Origin of the sequence: Rhizobium leguminosarum bv. viciae USDA 2370, from assembly GCF_002008365.1 — a bacterium.
GTDB classification, from domain to species: domain Bacteria; phylum Pseudomonadota; class Alphaproteobacteria; order Rhizobiales; family Rhizobiaceae; genus Rhizobium; species Rhizobium leguminosarum.
This window is the reverse complement of record NZ_MRDL01000036.1, coordinates 484,438-502,183: the sequence shown is the minus strand read 5'-3', so window position 1 is coordinate 502,183 and position 17,746 is coordinate 484,438. Positions and strand designations below refer to the sequence as shown.

11 protein-coding genes and 1 pseudogene are annotated in these 17,746 nt (G+C 62.3%); 4 read left to right on the top strand and 8 right to left on the bottom strand.

Going from position 1 to position 17,746, the window contains the following annotated elements; translation table 11 throughout:
• Positions 1 to 31: 31 nt before the first annotated feature.
• A pseudogene (locus BS629_RS17310) lies at positions 32 to 347 on the top strand (antibiotic biosynthesis monooxygenase).
• Between the two features lie 10 nt (positions 348 to 357).
• On the opposite strand, the gene BS629_RS17305 reads toward BS629_RS17310, so the two are convergent.
• The 3 genes from BS629_RS17305 to BS629_RS17295 all read right to left on the bottom strand — a co-directional run bounded on the left by BS629_RS17305 (position 358) and on the right by BS629_RS17295 (position 4,198).
• Positions 358 to 1,761: an MATE family efflux transporter gene (locus BS629_RS17305; protein ID WP_018242985.1), complete on the bottom strand. Its 1,404-nt coding sequence runs from the start codon at positions 1,759 to 1,761 to the stop codon at positions 358 to 360.
• A gap of 142 nt (positions 1,762 to 1,903) precedes the next feature.
• Complete coding sequence (locus tag BS629_RS17300; protein WP_018242986.1) at positions 1,904 to 3,148, bottom strand: TCR/Tet family MFS transporter; 1,245 nt, start codon at positions 3,146 to 3,148, stop codon at positions 1,904 to 1,906.
• 138 nt (positions 3,149 to 3,286) lie between these two features.
• Positions 3,287 to 4,198, bottom strand: coding sequence for a LysR family transcriptional regulator (locus tag BS629_RS17295; RefSeq protein ID WP_018242987.1), 912 nt, complete (start codon positions 4,196 to 4,198; stop codon positions 3,287 to 3,289).
• Positions 4,199 to 4,337: 139 nt separating this feature from the next.
• On the opposite strand from BS629_RS17295, the gene BS629_RS17290 reads away from it, so the two are divergent.
• A complete protein-coding gene (locus BS629_RS17290) occupies positions 4,338 to 5,333 on the top strand; it encodes an aldo/keto reductase (protein ID WP_018242988.1) in 996 nt (331 codons plus the stop codon).
• A 57-nt stretch (positions 5,334 to 5,390) separates the two neighbouring features.
• Here BS629_RS17290 and ypfJ read toward each other — a convergent pair whose 3' ends face one another.
• From ypfJ to BS629_RS17275, 3 genes are all read right to left on the bottom strand, one after another.
• Positions 5,391 to 6,311 (bottom strand): KPN_02809 family neutral zinc metallopeptidase, encoded by a 921-nt coding sequence (gene ypfJ, locus BS629_RS17285; protein ID WP_018242989.1) that lies wholly within the window; start codon positions 6,309 to 6,311, stop codon positions 5,391 to 5,393.
• Between the two features lie 244 nt (positions 6,312 to 6,555).
• Positions 6,556 to 8,856, bottom strand: coding sequence for an autotransporter family protein (locus BS629_RS17280; protein ID WP_018242991.1), 2,301 nt, complete (start codon positions 8,854 to 8,856; stop codon positions 6,556 to 6,558).
• Between the two features lie 882 nt (positions 8,857 to 9,738).
• Positions 9,739 to 10,212 carry a DUF2306 domain-containing protein gene (locus BS629_RS17275; protein WP_077988330.1) on the bottom strand — a complete coding sequence of 158 codons (474 nt, stop codon included), beginning with the start codon at positions 10,210 to 10,212 and terminating at the stop codon, positions 9,739 to 9,741.
• 47 nt (positions 10,213 to 10,259) lie between these two features.
• Here BS629_RS17275 and BS629_RS17270 point away from each other — a divergent pair, with 47 nt between their 5' ends.
• Positions 10,260 to 11,036 carry a LytTR family DNA-binding domain-containing protein gene (locus BS629_RS17270; RefSeq protein ID WP_018242993.1) on the top strand — a complete coding sequence of 259 codons (777 nt, stop codon included), beginning with the start codon at positions 10,260 to 10,262 and terminating at the stop codon, positions 11,034 to 11,036.
• A 269-nt stretch (positions 11,037 to 11,305) separates the two neighbouring features.
• On the top strand, positions 11,306 to 14,794 hold the full coding sequence (carB, locus tag BS629_RS17265) for a carbamoyl-phosphate synthase large subunit (protein WP_077988329.1): 3,489 nt from the start codon (positions 11,306 to 11,308) through the stop codon (positions 14,792 to 14,794).
• A gap of 77 nt (positions 14,795 to 14,871) precedes the next feature.
• Here carB and BS629_RS17260 read toward each other — a convergent pair whose 3' ends face one another.
• Together BS629_RS17260 and BS629_RS17255 are read right to left on the bottom strand one after the other, a co-directional pair.
• Positions 14,872 to 16,326 carry a UdgX family uracil-DNA binding protein gene (locus tag BS629_RS17260; RefSeq protein ID WP_018242995.1) on the bottom strand — a complete coding sequence of 485 codons (1,455 nt, stop codon included), beginning with the start codon at positions 16,324 to 16,326 and terminating at the stop codon, positions 14,872 to 14,874.
• Positions 16,326 to 17,558 carry a putative DNA modification/repair radical SAM protein gene (locus BS629_RS17255; protein ID WP_018242996.1) on the bottom strand — a complete coding sequence of 411 codons (1,233 nt, stop codon included), beginning with the start codon at positions 17,556 to 17,558 and terminating at the stop codon, positions 16,326 to 16,328. The genes BS629_RS17260 and BS629_RS17255 overlap by 1 nt, the downstream gene beginning before the upstream one ends.
• Positions 17,559 to 17,746: the final 188 nt, after the last annotated feature.

The following is a 17,746-nucleotide window of genomic DNA, read 5'->3' as shown; positions in this document are numbered from 1 at the left end:
GCCTGCAAACATTTATGCGGGAGAAAACCGGATGAACGGCGTTTTCTACAGGATCGACAAGTTCGCCGTGCCGGCCCCGGCACGCGACGAGTTCCTGATGCATATGGTGTGCACACATGCTGCAGGCGCAGGAAGGATTCACCGGACACTCTGTCCTGGAGCAGGTCGCCGGACCCGGCGAATTCAACTTCGTGACGATCGCCGAATGGGAAAATGCCGAGGCGTTCGAGCAGGCGCAGGCAGCGATCGCCGCCGCGCGGGCGACGGCAAACCTTAGTCCGCAGGAAATGTTCGAACGGCTCGGCATCAGCGCCGATATCGCCGGCTACAAGCCGGTCGCAGCCTGACCAGGAGATATCAGGCGCCGGCCGTCACTCCTTCGCGGCGAAGGAGAAGGTAGAAGCGCGCGCAGAGCATGACGGCGGCGGCGGCCAGCCCGACGAGGAAGCCGAACCAGATGCCGATGCCGCCGAAACCCAGCGGGAAGGCAAAGGCCCAGGCAAGGAAGAAGCCGATCGGCCAGTAGGCGATCAACGCCATGATCATCGGCACGCGTGCGTCCTTGAGGCCGCGCAGCAATCCATTGGCGATCACCTGCAGCCCGTCGACGAGCTGGAAAAGCCCGGCAACGACGATCAGCGGCCCGGCATAGGCAAGGACCTCGGGCGCCTCGGCCGCATTGACGTCGAGGAACCAGCTGCCGAGGAATTGCGGCATGGTGGCAAAGAGCACAGAACCCACCGCCGAAATGGCGCAGGCGAGGACGAGCACCGTGATCGAAGCGCGCACCAGCCCCTGATAATCACCCTGCCCGTGCGCGACACCGACGCGCACCGTCGCCGCCTGGCTGAGGCCGAGCGGGATCATGAAGGCGATCGAGGCCCATTGCAGGGCAATGCCATGAGCCGCAAGCTCGATCGTGCCGATATAGCCCATCAGGAGCGAAGCCACCGTGAACAGGCTGACCTCGGCAAGGATGGTGACGCTGATCGGGAAACCAAGCCGGATGACCTCCAGCAGCGCATGCCAGTCGGGCTTCCAGAACCGCACGAAGATCTCGTAGCGCCGAGTCTCCTCCCGCCGCTGCACGAAAGCCAGGATGAAGATGAAGCCGGCCGTCTGCACGACGACCGAAACGATCGCAGCACCTTCGAGCCCCATCGCCGGAAAGCCGAAATGGCCGAGGACAAGGATATAGGCGAAGATCGCGTTCATCACCAGCGTGGCGATGGTGACGTTGAGGATGATACCCGCCTTGCCGATGGCGCTGACCAGCGCCCGCATGACGTTGAAGAGCAGCGCCGGCAGCACGCCGAACTGGCCGATCATGATGTAGCCGTGGGCGAGCTTGGCCACCTCGGGCTTCTGCTGCGCGAAGAGAAGGATCTGCTCCGAATTGAAGAAGGCCGGCTGCATGATCACCCAATAGGCGATCACCACCCACAGACCCATGCGCAGCGACCGGCGCACCGACACGACGTCGCCGCGGCCATAGGCCTGCGCCACCATCGGAATGACGGCGATGGCAAAGCCCGAGCCGAAGATCAGGATCGTGAACAGGAACTGCGCCGCAAGCACCATCGCCGCTAGATGCTCGGCGCCGAGCCGGCCGACGATCATGACGTCGGTGGTGTTGATGCCGAGCTGGGCAAGCTGCGCGCCGATCAGCGGAATGCCGAGCGCCAGCGTTGCACGGAAATGTGCGCCCCAACGATTATCGGCTGTCGGCGCAAGCCTGCGCGTGTCGATCGGCGTGTCCATGACACCAGTCCTGTGATTGAAATATGCGTCGCCGCAGCTTGCGGCGAAATAACATCCGGACTTAGAGCAAAGCCCCGCAAAGAACCACCCCAGATGAGGCAAATGATGAAAAATTCATCATCGCATCAGCGTTTCTGATCGATCAACCTGCCGCTTCCAGCGCCTGGGCAGGCTCACGGACCCGGACCCGCATGAGGAACACGCCGGCGGCCAACAGGATGAACAGGGCGGCGGCAAGATAGGGCGCGCCGGCAAAAGTGACCGGCGCCTCGGGCCGCGTGAAATAACCGAACATCTGCGTGAAGATTAGCGGTCCGAGGATGGTGGTAATGCTGCTGAGGCTGGTGAGCGCGCCTTGCAGCTCGCCCTGTGCCGAGGGCGGCACCATGCCGGCGGCGATGCTGCGCAGCGGCGGATCGGCGACGTTTTCCATGACAGTCGCAACGATGATGACATAGACGACCCAGCCCTCCCAGGCGAAGGCATAACCGGTGAGCCCGACGGCCGAGAAGCAGAGGCCGAGAAGAGCGGTCTTCCACTCGCCGAGCACCGGCACGATCCGCGGCAGAACCAGGCCCATGACGATCGCGGCGCCGATGCCGTAAATGCCGAGCGACAAACCGATCTGTCCCTCGCTCCAACCGTAGCGATAGGTCGAGACGAACGACCAGACCGAGGGATAGACCGCATGCGCCAGGAAGAACAGGAACATGACGAGGCTGACCCAACCGATGCCGGGATAATGGCGCATCTGGCGCAACGCGCCGAGCGGATTGGCGCGCTTCCACTCGAACCGGCGGCGGTTTTTCGCCTCCAGCGTTTCCGGCAGCAGGAAGCAGGCGGCGATGAAATTGACCAGCGATAGCGCGGCCGCGCCAAGGAACGGCACACGCGGGCCGAATTCGCCGAGCAAACCGCCGATGACGGGACCGATCGTGAAGCCGACGCCGAAGGCGATGCCGATCAGCCCGAAATTCTTCGCGCGGTTCTCCTCCGTGCTGATATCGGCAATATAGGCCGAGCAGGTGGCGAAGCTGCCGCCACTGATGCCGGCAAGCACGCGGCCGACGAACAGCATCCAGTAGCTGGTGGCGATGCCACAGATGAAATTGTCGATCGCGAAGGTCAGCACCGAAAGCAAAAGGATCGGCCGACGGCCGAAACGGTCGGACAGGTTTCCGAGCAGCGGCGCAAACAGGAATTGCATGCCGGCATAGACGAGCATCAGCCAGCCGCCGTCAATCGCCGCGTCGCTGACGCTGCCGCCGGTCAGTTGCTCCAGATAAGCGGGCAGCACCGGCATGATGATGGCGATGCCGATAATGTCGAGGAAGAGGATGATAAAGACCAGAAAAAGGCCGCGGCGAACGAATTTAGGGTCAAGCATGAGGCATCTCTACAGCGATCGGTTCTGAAAAGACGATCTCGTCGCCAAGAAAGTGACATAGCTCAGAAAGGAAACCGAAACAATCCGTGAACATTTCAAAGTTTTTGATAATGCAGAACGGGAAGTTTATGAGACGTCTCAACCGAGGGGCGCGCGCTGCCGTTCCAGCTTCAGAAAATCGACGAAGGCGCGCAATGGTGCCGGCATATGCCGTCGACTGGCGTAATAAAGATACGGACCAGAAAATTCGCTGGCCCAATCGTCGAGGATAGCGACCAGTTGACCGGAGGCGAGGCCCGATTCCAGGAGCTCTTGGAATGAGCTGATGATGCCCAGCCCCGCGACGGCGGCGGCGAGCTCTATCTCGATCGAATTTGACGTAAGCGCACCGCTTGGCGAGATGGCAAAAGTCTCCCCGCCGCGCTCGAATTCCCAGGTGAGCCCGATCCCGCTGAGAAAGCGATGCCGGATGCAGCTGTGCTCCAGCAGGTCACGCGGATGTTGCGGCATGCCCCTTTCCTGCAGATAAGCCGGTGAAGCGGCGGTGACATAGCGCTGCCGGCTCGGACCGATCGGCACGGCGATCATGTCGCGCTCGATGCGCTCGTCATAACGGATGCCGGCGTCGAAACCGGCGGCGAGCACGTCGATGAACGTATCCTCGGCGACGATCTCCAGCTCGATCTCGGGATAGAGCTTCAGGAACCGGCAGGCAATGTCGGGCAGGAACAGCCGCGCCGCGACCGCCGGCACGTTGAGCCGCAGCGTGCCGGCCGGCCTGTCGCGGAAATTGTCGAGCGCCCCGAGTGCGGCGGCGACCTCGCCGAGCGCCGGCTCTAGTTGCGCCAACAATCGTTCCCCGGCGGCCGTCGGCGTGACGCTGCGCGTCGTCCGATTGAGCAGGCGCACGCCGAGCCGCTCTTCCAGCCGCCGCAGCGAGTCGCTGAGCGATGAGGCCGAAACCCCACGCTTGCGGGCGGCGGCGCGAAAGCTGCGCTCCCTTGCAATCGCCGTGAAGGCATCCAGATCACTCAAGGGAAGATCGCTCATTGTGCATTTTTCCGTACGGCCTGTTCGACACTATCCGGATTATCGCACAAATACGAAAGCGCTAAAACGGTGTCCGGCAGCGCCGCCCCGGCGCGGACGTCCGATAGCGCGCCGCTCCGGCGCAAAGAAGGAGAAGACAATGCAGACCTATCGTTTGGGAAAGACCGGACCTGATGTCTCGGCCATCGGCCTCGGCTGCATGGGCATGTCGGGCATTTATGGTCCCTCAGATCGCGCAGAAAGCATCGCGACGATCCATGCCGCGCTCGATGCCGGCGTCAACCTGCTCGACACCGGCGATTTCTACGGCATGGGCCACAATGAAATGTTGATCGGCGAGGCATTGAAGGGCCGCAGGCGCGAGAACGCCGTCATCAGCGTCAAGTTCGGCGGCCTGCGCGATCCGGTCGGCGGCTGGAACGGCATTGACGCCCGCCCGGTCGCGGTCAAGAATTTCCTCGCCTATTCGCTGCAGCGCCTCGGCGTCGACTATATCGACATCTACCGCCCCGCCCGCCTCGATCCGAACGTGCCGATCGAGGACACCGTCGGCGCCATCGCAGATTTGGTCAAGGCGGGTTATGTCAGGCATATCGGCCTGTCGGAAGTCGGCGCCGATACGATCCGCCGCGCCGCCACTGTTGCCCCGATCGTCGACCTGCAGATCGAATATTCGCTGATCTCACGCGGCATCGAGGAGAAGATCCTGCCGACGACACGTGAACTCGGCATCTCGATCACCGCCTACGGCGTGCTGTCGCGCGGCCTGATCAGCGGCCACTGGCAGAAGGGCCAGGGTGCGACGGCAGGCGACTTCCGTAATTACAGCCCACGCTTTCAGGAAGGCAATATCGAGCAGAACCTCGCTCTGGTGGAGAAGCTGCGCGAGATCGCCGAGGCAAAGAGCGTCTCGGTCGCCCAGATCGCCATCGCCTGGGTCGCCGCCAAGGGCAAGGATATCGTCCCGATCATCGGCGCTCGCCGCCGCGACCGACTGAGCGAGGCGCTCGGCTCACGCGCCGTCGACCTATCGCCAGAAGATTTCGAAGTTATCGAACGCGCCGTGCCGAAAGACGCGGCCGCGGGTGGGCGTTATCCCGAGCATATGCTGCAGCATATGGACAGCGAGAAGTAAGCAAGGGATGGAAGGGGCTGCGATGTGCTTGTGCCATGCGCCCCTTCTCACTACTCCTCAAATCGGGCCGGAGAACGTATCGCAGGCTGACAACTGGCCGCTGTCGAAGCCACGCTTGAACCATCTGACGCGCTGCTCCGAGGTGCCGTGGTTGAAGCTTTCCGGCACGACATAACCCTGTGACCGCTTCTGCAGCGAGTCGTCGCCGATCTGCTGGGCGGCGTTCAGCGCTTCCTCCAGATCGCCGGACTCCAGCAGGCCCTTCTGCTGGGTATATTTGCCCCAGATGCCGGCGAAGCAATCGGCCTGCAGCTCGACGCGCACCGACATCTTGTTGGCGTCGGCCTCGCTCATGCGCTGACGAGCCTGGTTGAACTTCGGCAGGATTCCGAGCAGGTTCTGCACGTGATGGCCGACCTCGTGGGCAACGACATAAGCCTCGGCGAAATCGCCGGACGCGCCGAAGCGGTCGGAAAGCTCCTGGAAGAATTCGGTATCGAGATAAACCTTGTGGTCGCTGGGGCAGTAGAACGGGCCTGTTGCAGATGATGCGGAGCCGCAGGCCGATGCCGTCGAGCCCGAGAACAGCACGAGGCGTGGCTCCTCGTAATTCTGGCCCTGCGCCTGGAAGATGCCCTGCCAGGTATCTTCGGTCTCGGCAAGAACGGTACGCATGAAAGCAGTCATCTCGTCATTGGCGGGCGTGCGTGTTCCGCCGGACTGGCTCTGCTCGTAGCCGGGACCGCTCGTCGTGCCGCCGGTATCGAGCACCTGCATCAGGTCGATGCCCATCGCCTTGAAGATAAAATAGATGACGACGAGGAAGATGATCGTACCGATGCTGAGGCCGCCGCCGGCGCGGCGAACGCCGCCGCCGGAAGGGAAATTAAAGCCGCCGCCGCGGCCGAAACCGCCACCGGTCGGATCGCCGCGGCGATCTTCGATATTGTCGGACTGACGCCGGCCTCTCCATTCCATCTTCGCTCTCCCCGGCAATGCCTGTGCTTGCACTCAAGGAGTCTATATATCCGTCGGCGGCTGGAATTCCAGCGACTTCATCGGGCAATCAGGCGCCTGCGTCGGCGGCGCGATTCTCCTCACCCGGACGGTAGTGTATCGTCCCGCCGCTGTTATAACCCGTTGCGATGATGAAATCGCAGATGCGGCGCAACATCGGCTAATCATCTTCTCGACCGATGTGCGTGACGAGAGCGGCACTCCTCTACCATTTCACGCTGAACCCGACCTTCGCCCCGATGGCGTTGCTGTCGCCAAAGTCCTTGAGGCTCGTGCGGGCAAAGGCTTCGCCGTTGAGCGCATAGCGGTCGTCCGACCAACTGAGCGAGCCGCCCACACCAAGGCCGCCCCAGAGCGCCTGGTTCTCGCTGACGAGGCTGGTCCCCGAGACATCGACATCCGAGCCGTTGAGGAAGTCATGATAGAGATTGGCGATGCCGTAGAGCTTCACGCGGTTGATCTTTCCGGAGGCATCCTTCCAGTCGCCGTCATAATCGGCCGAGATGCCAAGACGGCCGGTCAGGCTGTCGCCGTCGTCGAGCGATACATCGGCGCCATATTGATCGGTGAAGCTGTCGAAGCGCACGGAGGAATAGGCAAGCTGCGCCTGCGGCGTCAGCGACCACTGGTTCGTCAGCGCGATCTTCTGGCCGGCTTCGACGCTGAACCCATAGCCGAAGCCGTCATTGCCGTCGGTAAGCGTGGTACGAAGGGTCGAGGATTTGAGATCGCTGCTGTACCAGGTCACGCCAGCCTGCGTATCCACGTAAAAGCCGCTATTGCCGTACCAGGTCAACGTGCCGTCGAAGCCGTAGCCTGTCGTGTCGATGTCACCCTTCCCGAAGCGCGAGGAAATGTCGGCCGAGGCGGTATCGACATGGAAGCTCACGCCGCCGATCAGCGCGCCGGCTCCGCTTTCATGCAGCATTCCGTCGACGCCCGCCTGCAGCGTCCAGCTATTTACATCGTATTCGGTGCCCGCCGTCGAGGTCTCCGGCTCAAAATGCGAATGCGTTCCATCGATGCGCGTCCAGATCGCCCTTGTTGGCCCGTTCCCGGCGTCGTCGGCCGATTGACCGTCGTCTTCCTCGCGCCCGCCAGTGCGCTGGCGCAGCGTGCCGAACTCATTGAGGCTCTGCAGCACGCCGGCATAGGCTTCGTAGAGCGGCACACCGGGCGCATAGAGTGGCACGATCTCGGCGCCGGAGGGATCGAGCAGGGCCGAGCGAAGATACCAGTCGCCGTCAGCCGGGGTACTGGTGCCACCTTGGTAAAGGCGATAGCCATAGGCCCCGGCGACCACGGCTTGATCCCCTTCGAACACATAATCACCAAGCAGCGAGAAGCTGCCGGCCGAGGTGCCGCCGACATCGACGATCTTGATGCCTTCGAGGGTTTGCGCGCCACCGCCTCCGAGGTTGATCACTTTGACATTGGTTGTGCCTGACGTGTTGCCGGTGACGACGAGGCGGTCGGTCGATGACGTATCGTCGCCGAGCACGCTCTCGATTTCGAGCGTGCCGCCGCTGCCCGTATAGTTGCCGGAGATCGTCAGCGTGCCGATCGAATTGCCCGGCGCGATCGTGCCGGCATTGATCACATCGCCGAAGATCGTGCCGGTGCCGCCGAGAATGCCGGCTCCCGATGTCGTGACCGGGCTGGTGATCGAGCCGTTGACGGCAAGCCGGCCACTGCTCACCGTCGTCGCGCCGGTATAGGTGTTGACGCCCGAAAGCGTCTGCCTGCCACCAGTGACGGTCAGTCCGCCCGTGCCGCCGATGACGCCCGCGAACGTGTCGTTGGCATTGGTGATCGTCAGGGTTTGGGCTCCGAGCGCCACGGTGCCGCTGCCGGCCAGGCTCTGGATGGCAGGAGATGCAGAGGCGGAAACGTCAAAAGTGCCGTCGGCGACAACCCGGCTCGAACTGGCGATGGCGCCGGCGCCGGAAAGGGCGAGGCTGCTGCCGAGGTCGATCTGCGTCTGGCCTGAGTAAATGCTGTTTGCCAGCAAGCTGAAAGTACCGCCACCCGTGACGGTCAGACCGCCGACGCCGGTGAACCCGGACGCTGCGTCGGTGCCCAGCGCGAAGCCGGCGGTGTCAATCGTCAGCCCGCCGGCGAGCAGATTGAGCTCAGTACCGTTGAAACTGTTGATGAAGGTGGCATTATTGGCCCCCGCGCGCAGAATTCCGTTGTCAAAATTGGCCTGGCTCCCGCCGGGGCCGCCCCGAAGGGACAGCGTCTGCAACGTACCGCCGCCGCTGATGTTGAGTGTGCCCGACGACACGGCATTGCCACCCAGCACCGTATTGGACCCCGTGGTGACTTGTCCGTCGTTCTCAACGTTGAGCGTGCCGATGCCGAAAAAGCCGACATAAAAAGTTCCGCTTGGTATGTTCCATTGCGATCCAGGGCCGGTGACAGTGACGGTCCCGGCGCTTCCGGCTGGTACCCCAAGCCGGGAGCTGCCCGTGCTGGTCAGACGGCTGCCGTTCTGGATCGTCAAAGTCCCAGGCACAGTAGCGCTCTGGCCGACATTTATAGTACCCACCGAGACGCTGACCGAGCCGGTGACACCGAGGATTGCCGGTGTATTGCCCGGTGCACCCGGCGTACTGATGTTGACGGTTGCACCGGCACCAGGAACGGTGCCTCCCGACCAGTTACTCCCGTCCGTCCAGTCGCTGCTTGTCAGTCCGTGCCAGTCAGCGGTTTGAGCCGCCCCGGCGGATAGGACCACAAGCGCCGCCGCCGATACAGTCGAGAGGTACCGGTGTCGCCGAACTGACCACCGACGCCTTCCCGCGCCACTTACCGCAGTTCTCCTGTTAAATAAGACACCCGCCCGCATTATATCGCCCCTCAAAATACCCTTAGAGATTGACTCTAAACGGGATTCAACCGCAATTTACAACCCAGTCGCGAAAAGAACTAGCGGGTGTTCAGAAATTGTCACAGGCGCGGGTGAAAAATGACACCGGACCGCTCGGCAAGCGGCCGCGAGTTCAGCCGCCATTATCTTGGTGAGCTAAGGTCGTGGGCCCTGACGAAGCGAAAGAGCGGCGCGCCCTAGTCGTCTTTTGCCCGCGCTTCAAGGCCTCGTCTTCGGGTCGCTTGAATCTCAAGGGTTTTCTATAAGTGGGGCCGCATTTTCTGCCAATTGAATTTCCGTCCCACTTTCGTTGACCGCATCCCTTAGTTTTCAATGGCTTGCGATTTGAACGCTTGGGCCGGTCAGCCGCTGGCCGCCGTTTAGTGCCGAGATCTCGCGCGCAAACTCTCCGCTCGCTTCCGCCGCTTCCCCCCAAAACCCCTTACAGATCAGACGGTCCCGCGAATTCCCGGTAATTCCCAGATAATACCGGTTAGTGCCATGTGCTCTTGCGGGTTACATCACCGCCGCAGCAAGGGCAGCCGGCCATTCCGCTCCGGTGAAGACGACCGCGTGCATGATCCGGCCAGGCACGAAAGTGAACAGGCCGGCGAGGACGATGCCGCCGAAATAAAGGCCGGCGACGATGCGTTTGTGCAGACGGATATCGCCGCGGCGGGCCGCCGCGATCGCATTCCAGCTGCCGAACAATGTTGCGATCGACAAAATATGGATCGGGCTGACCCCGTAGAAGAGATCGACTTGGTGAATGAAGAAACTTGATATTGCCGTTACAATCATCAGCACCATCCAGATCCTGCCGAGCAGCCGGTGCAGCGGCGTGCCCTTGGGGCGCAACAGGATATAGGCGCCGAGAAGGGCCGCCGGCGTAACAGCGGCGACATGGATCTGAACGGCGAGCGGGGCATCGAAGAGCGGTTCGAGGGTCATGAGCGGCATCCGGTTGAATTCGATCGCTCTTTCCGCCAAGACTTCATCTGCCTCAATCCGAACCGCGCGAACGGCAGGAAAACTTCGTGATTCACCCCTTCTTGCAATCCACGCTTCGCGAATTGCAGGTCTTTCTCCACTCCCGGCGCTTCTGGGGAACCTTTGCCGCGATCGTCCTGCTCTTTGCCTTCACCGGCCCCTACGGCACGATGCAAAGCATGGCCTTCGGCGAACGCCTCGCCTATTGGCTGAGCCTGCATGCCCTTGCCTGGGTGATCGCCATCCTCTGCGCGGTCGCGGCCGAAAGACTGCTGCGGGAGGTGATCGTTTCCATGTTCGCCCGCATGATGACGGGTTCACTCGCCGCCGCCCTGCCGATCGGCTTTGCCATCGGCCTCGTCGACTATGTCTTCACTGGCGAAACGACCACGCTGCAAAGCGGCCTGCAGCGCGCGCTTTTTGCGGTGCCGCTCTGCGCCCTCTTCTGCCTTTTGACCTACATGGCGATGAGCCAGAAAATCGCCGAAGCCGCAGCACCTCACGAAACCAGCCCCGGCACCTCGATCCTCGACCGGCTGAAGCCTGAGAACCGTGGCCCGCTGCTGCGCCTTTCTGTCCAGGATCACTATACCGAGGTGGTGACCGGCCGCGGGCGCGAACTGGTGCTCTTGCGTTTTGCCGACGCGCTGAAGGAAACCGCCGCAACGCCGGGCCTTCGCGTTCATCGCTCGCACTGGGTGGCCGACGCCCATGTCGACAGCCTGAAACGCGACAATGGCAGGCTGCTGATCCTCACCCGCGACGGCACGAAAATCCCGGTCAGCCGCAGCTATGCCGAGGATGTGCGCCGCCGCTTCACGTAAAGAAGACGCGCCAAACGCTTGACGGGACTCCCGCTTTCGCTCCTCCTGAAGCAGGGTGGCGGCAAAATCCGGGTGGTGGTCGTGCCTGACGGGAAATAGTCTTTCGTGCCGTGTTGGATTCCTGTCGATTCCGCGATTTATGGGGTTCCGTTTGCAAATACATTTGCCTATAAGCCGCTTCTAGCCTGAAAAGACCCAGCATGCGCGACCCGACCCGGTGATCTCCCACCCTGGCCGGCTTTCTGCGCAGCCAGAAAACGGAAGCACTCATGCCGAAGCGCCAAGATATCAAATCGATCCTCATCATCGGCGCGGGACCGATCGTCATCGGCCAGGCTTGTGAGTTCGACTATTCCGGCACCCAGGCCTGCAAGGCACTGAAGGAGGAAGGCTACCGCGTCATCCTCGTCAACTCCAACCCGGCGACGATCATGACCGATCCGGGCCTTGCCGACGCCACCTATGTCGAGCCGATTACCCCCGAAGTCGTCGCCAAGATTATCGCCAAGGAGCGCCCGGATGCGCTGCTGCCGACCATGGGCGGCCAGACGGCGCTGAACACCGCGCTTTCGCTGAAGCGCATGGGCGTGCTCGACCGTTACAATGTCGAGATGATCGGCGCCAAGCCCGCCGCCATCGACATGGCCGAGGACCGCGCGCTGTTTCGCGAGGCGATGGCCCGTATCGGGCTGGAAACCCCGCGCTCGATGCTGGCGAACGCCACCGACATCAAGGACCTCGACCGCAAGACGCACGAGGCCGAGCGCAACAAGCTGCGCGAAAGCCTCTCCGGATCCGATCTCGACAAGGCGCTGGACGAGCTGGAAAATCAGTGGAACCTCGGCGAGAGCGACCGCAAGCAGCGCTACATGAGCCATGCCATGGCGATCGCCGCCCAGGCGATCGACCATGTCGGCCTGCCCGCCATCATCCGCCCCTCCTTCACGCTCGGCGGCACCGGCGGCGGCATCGCCTACAATCGCTCGGAATTCTTCGAGATCGTCGGCGGCGGCCTCGACGCCTCGCCGACCACCGAAGTGCTGGTCGAGGAATCGGTGCTCGGCTGGAAGGAATATGAAATGGAGGTCGTCCGCGACAAGGCGGACAACTGCATCATCATCTGCTCGATCGAGAACATTGATCCGATGGGCGTCCACACCGGCGATTCGATCACCGTCGCGCCGGCGCTGACGCTGACGGACAAGGAATACCAGATCATGCGCAACGCCTCGATCGCGGTGCTGCGCGAAATCGGGGTCGAGACCGGCGGCTCGAACGTCCAGTTCGCCGTCAATCCGAAGGACGGCCGTCTCGTCGTCATCGAAATGAACCCGCGCGTCTCGCGCTCGTCGGCGCTCGCCTCGAAGGCCACCGGCTTCCCGATCGCCAAGATCGCCGCCAAGCTCGCGATCGGCTATACGCTGGACGAACTGGATAACGACATCACCGGCGGCGCAACGCCTGCCTCCTTCGAACCGTCGATCGACTACGTCGTCACCAAGATCCCGCGTTTCGCCTTCGAGAAATTCCCCGGCGCCTCGCCGGTGCTGACGACCGCGATGAAATCGGTCGGCGAAGTCATGGCGATCGGCCGCACCTTCGCCGAATCGCTGCAGAAGGCGCTGCGTGGCTTGGAAACCGGCCTGACCGGCCTCGACGAGATCGAGATCCCCGGCTTTGAAGAGGGCGAATCCAGCCAGAACGCCATCCGCGCCGCAATCGGCACGCCGACGCCCGATCGCCTGCGCATGGTCGCCCAGGCGCTGCGCCAGGGCATGAGCGAAGCCGAAGTCCACGAAGGCTGCAAGATCGACCCCTGGTTCATCGCTGAACTGAAGGCGATCATCGAGATGGAGGCCCGGATCCGCGAGCACGGCCTGCCTGATGATGCCGCTAACCTGCGCAAGTTGAAGGCTATGGGCTTTTCCGACGCGCGCCTGGCGACGCTAACCGGCAAGCGCCCGAAGGAAGTGGCCGAGCTGCGCAATAGCCTGAACGTCCGCCCTGTCTTCAAGCGCATCGACACCTGTGCGGCCGAATTCGCCTCGCCGACGGCCTATATGTACTCCACCTATGAGACGCCTTTCGTCGGCGCCGCCCGCTCCGAAGCTGAAGTCTCCGACCGCAAGAAGGTCGTCATCCTCGGCGGTGGTCCGAACCGTATCGGCCAGGGCATCGAGTTCGACTATTGCTGCTGCCACGCCGCCTTCGCGCTGAAGGATGCGGGTTATGAGGCGATCATGATCAACTGCAACCCGGAAACCGTCTCGACCGACTACGATACGTCGGACCGCCTCTATTTCGAGCCGCTGACAGCCGAGGACGTGATCGAGATCCTGCGGGCAGAACAGGAAAAGGGCGAGGTCGTCGGCGTCATCGTCCAGTTCGGCGGCCAGACGCCGCTGAAGCTCGCCGAGGCCCTCGAAAAGAACGGCATCCCGATCCTCGGCACCGCGCCTGACATGATCGACCTTGCCGAGGACCGCGACCGCTTCCAAAAGCTCCTGATGAAGCTCGACCTCAATCAGCCGAACAACGGCATCGCCTATTCGGTCGAGCAGGCCCGCATGGTTGCCACCGAAATCGGCTTCCCGCTGGTCGTACGTCCCTCTTACGTGCTCGGCGGCCGCGCCATGCAGATCCTGCATTCGGAAGGCCAGTTGCAGAGCTACCTGCTCGATACCGTGCCTGAACTCGTGCCTGAGGATATCAAGCAGCGCTATCCCAACGACAAGACCGGCCAGATCAACACCCTGCTCGGCAAGAACCCGCTGCTCTTCGACAGCTATCTCAGCAACGCCATCGAAGTCGATGTCGACTGCCTCTCCGACGGCACCGATGTCTATGTCGCCGGCATCATGGAGCATATCGAGGAAGCCGGCATCCATTCCGGCGACAGCGCCTGCTCGCTGCCGCCGCGCTCGCTGTCGGTCGAACTGCTCGACGAGCTGGAGCGCCAGGCCAAGGCCATGGCCAAGGCGCTCAATGTCGGCGGCCTGATGAACGTCCAGTTCGCCATCAAGGATGGCACCGTCTACGTTCTCGAAGTCAATCCGCGCGCCTCGCGCACCGTGCCCTTTGTCGCAAAGACCATTGGCGCGCCGATCGCCAAGATCGCCGCCCACGTCATGGCCGGCGAGAAACTCGATGCGACCTTTGCCGCCTATGGGCAAAAGCCCGATCCGCGCAAGCTGAAGCACATCGCCGTCAAGGAAGCCGTCTTCCCCTTCGCCCGCTTCCCCGGCGTCGACACACTGCTCGGCCCGGAAATGCGCTCGACGGGTGAGGTCATCGGCCTCGATACCGATTTTGCGCTGGCCTTCGCCAAGTCGCAGCTCGGCGCCGGCGTCGAGCTGCCGCGCGACGGGACGGTCTTCGTCTCCGTCCGCGACGCGGACAAGCCGCGCGTGCTGCCGGCGATCCGCATCCTCGTCGAGCAGGGCTTCAAAGTGCTGGCGACCGGCGGCACTGCCCGCTTCCTTGGCGAAAACGGCATCACAGCTACCAAGATCAACAAGGTGCTCGAAGGCCGTCCGCACATCGAGGACGCGATCCGCAACCGCCAGGTCCAGCTCGTCATCAACACCACCGATGGCAACAAGGCGATCTCGGACTCCAAGTCGCTCCGCCGTGCGACGCTGATGCAGAAGGTGCCCTACTACACGACGATGGCAGGCGCAGAGGCCGCCGCCCAGGCGATCAAGGCGCTAAAAGCCGGCAATCTCGAGGTGCGGCCGCTGCAGAGCTATTTCGCCTGAGATATTGAACGCCATCGCTCGATGAGCGATGGCGCCAGCCTTGCCATTGCGGCGTCGCCGGAGGCTTCGGAATCAGTTTATGCAGCTGCCAGCATAAGGCGCTGAATTGTCAGCATATCTTCGCGGAATCGTGCCAGTTCATCCGCTTTCAGCCGCTCGTCGGGAATACGCAGCAGATAGGATGGATGCACCGTCACGAAGAGCGTTCGCCTCTCGTCGATCGCGATCGCTTTCCCCCTGACATCCTGCAGCCGCTGTTTCGTATCGGTCAGCGCCGCAAGCGCCGTCGCGCCCATGGCGACGACCAGCTTCGGCTTGATCAGCGCCATCTCCAGATCGAGCCACCAGCGGCAATGCTTTACCTCGCCCATATTGGGCTTCTGATGGATGCGACGCTTGCCACGCGGCTCATATTTGAAATGCTTGACGGCATTGGTGACGTAAAGCGATGAGCGGTCGATGCCCGCTTCAGTGATCACTTGATCGAGGAGCCTGCCGGCGGGACCGACGAAGGGGCGCCCTGATATATCCTCCTGGTCGCCCGGCTGCTCGCCGACGAACATCACCTCGGCATCGCGCGGCCCCTCCCCGAACACGGTTTGCGTCGCCTTCGCATGAAGCGGACAACGGGTGCAGGCGGCAGCTTCCGCGCGCAGCGCTTCCAGCGTGCCCGCCGGTGCTTCAGGTTCGGCGGGAAGGCTGCGTGCCGCCTGCTGAAGCCGGTCATGAAAAGGCAACGACTGGGTCGCCTCTCGTGCGGCCATGGCCCGCACCTTGCTCTCCGCCGATGCGATTAGCCCAGGGATGAGATCGGCTTCTGGCAGGTTCTTCCAGTATTTTTTCGGCATCTCCGCCTGCATCGCCTTCAGCTTCAATCGCGCCGGATTGAAAATGCTGGCGTAGTAGGTGCGCCAAAGTTCATCGGCAGCATCGGTGAGATTGGGTTTTTCGCACGGCTCGTCGCTCATCGTCAGCCGCTCGCCATCCCAGGCGGCCGATCCCTTGGGCGTGACGATCAGCCAGTCCATGTCGGTGAAGCGCCGTTGGAAGAAGGGGGCAGTGCGCCTGACGATATGGTGATCCGGTTCGAACCAGGCGAGGAATTTTCGACGGTCAGCCGATACCGCACCAACCTCCTTGAAGCGGACGAAGGCCGTCATCTTGTGCGCGTCGCGTCGAACGTTTTTCGCCATCAGCCTGGCACGGGCAACGTCCTCGTCGGAAGCCACTTCAAGCAGTTGCCGGTCCAGTTGCAGCCGCCAGAGCAGACGGTAAAGCAGGGAAAAGCGCGCCGGGTCGGAATGGCAGAGAACTGTCTGCGCGAGCTCGATGAAGGCGGGCGGCACCGTCATCGGCTTGCGTGCCATGATAGGCGCCGGCGGCATGGCGTCGCGTTGAAACGCAAGGTCCGCCTCCGCACCTTTTTCGCGCCAATCGATCTCTTCCGGCAGGATGCCCGCAGCCGCGAAAGCGCGCGCGGCGTCGCGCCATTCGGCAAGCTCCCCGCGTCCCGTAAGCACGACCCGGCGCATCACAGCAACGACAATTGTTCGGGTTGCGGTTCGAACATGGCGCGAAGGTCGGGGCGCTCGATCAATCGGCGCGGCGACCAGCCTTCCGCCGAGATGAAGGATTGGACCTTCTTGATCGAAATGCCGAGCCGCTGGAGATCGTCCAACCGCAACCGGCGAAAACGCCGGGCCGAAACGATCGCTTTGACTGTCTTGGTGCCGAGACCCGGCACGCGCAGCAACCGTTCACGCTCGGCTTTGTTGATATCGACGGGAAACTCGGCCCGGTTGGCGAGCGCCCAGGCAAGTTTGGGGTCGAGCGTGAGATCGAGCATGCCACCCGCCTGGTTCGCGGTGATCTCGTCGATGCCGAAACCGTAGAATCGGTAGAGCCAATCGGCCTGATAGAGCCGGTGCTCGCGCATCAGCGGCGGCTTGATCAGAGGCAGATTTTTCGACGAGTCCGGGATGGGGCTGAAGGCGGAATAATAGACGCGCTTCAGGCCGTAGCTGCTGTAAAGCCGGCCGCTGGTCGCAAGAATCGTCGCATCGTTCGCCCCGTCGGCGCCGACGATCATCTGCGTGCTCTGGCCGGCCGGCACGAAACGTTGACGCTTCTTCGTCCGCAGCGTCGGTTCGCTGGCGGCCTCGATCTTCAGCCTCAGATCTCCCATCGATCGCCGGATATTGGCAGGCTTCTTTTCCGGCGCGAAGCGGGTGATGCCGTTGTCCGTCGGCAACTCGATGTTAAGCGACAGCCTGTCGGCATAAAGCCCCGCCTCCTCGATCAGACGCGGTGACGCCTCGGGGATCGATTTCAGATGGATATAGCCGCGGAAATTATGGGTCACACGCAGTTCGCGGACGATGCGGACCATCTCTTCCATCGTGTAATCGGACGAACGAATGATGCCGGAGGAAAGGAACAGGCCTTCGATATAGTTGCGGCGGTAGAATTCCAGCGTCAGCCAGATGACCTCCTCGGGCGTAAAGCGCGCCCGTTCGACATTGCTCGACGAGCGATTGACGCAATAGGCGCAGTCGTAGATGCAGAAATTGGTCAGCAGTATTTTTAGAAGCGAAATGCACCGCCCGTCCGGTGCATAGGCATGACAGATGCCGGATCCCTCGGTCGAACCGAGCCCGCCACTTGCCCGGGAATCACGTGTCACCGTGCCGCTGGAAGCGCAGGAAGCGTCATATTTCGCGGCATCGGAAAGGATGGCCAAGCGTTCTGTGAGCGACTTCTTCATTAGTATGTTCACTATATGTTCTCTTATGCGGAGTCAATCGGGACGATCGGATTTCTGCCCATTCTCAAGGCGCACCACCTGATATCGGGGCGGGCGGCGTTTCTCTTATGCGAATTTTCTGGAAATCGGCCTTGGCGATCTGCTATAAGCGTCCGACTAAGATTGTGGCACGGTTCCGAAGCTCCCCT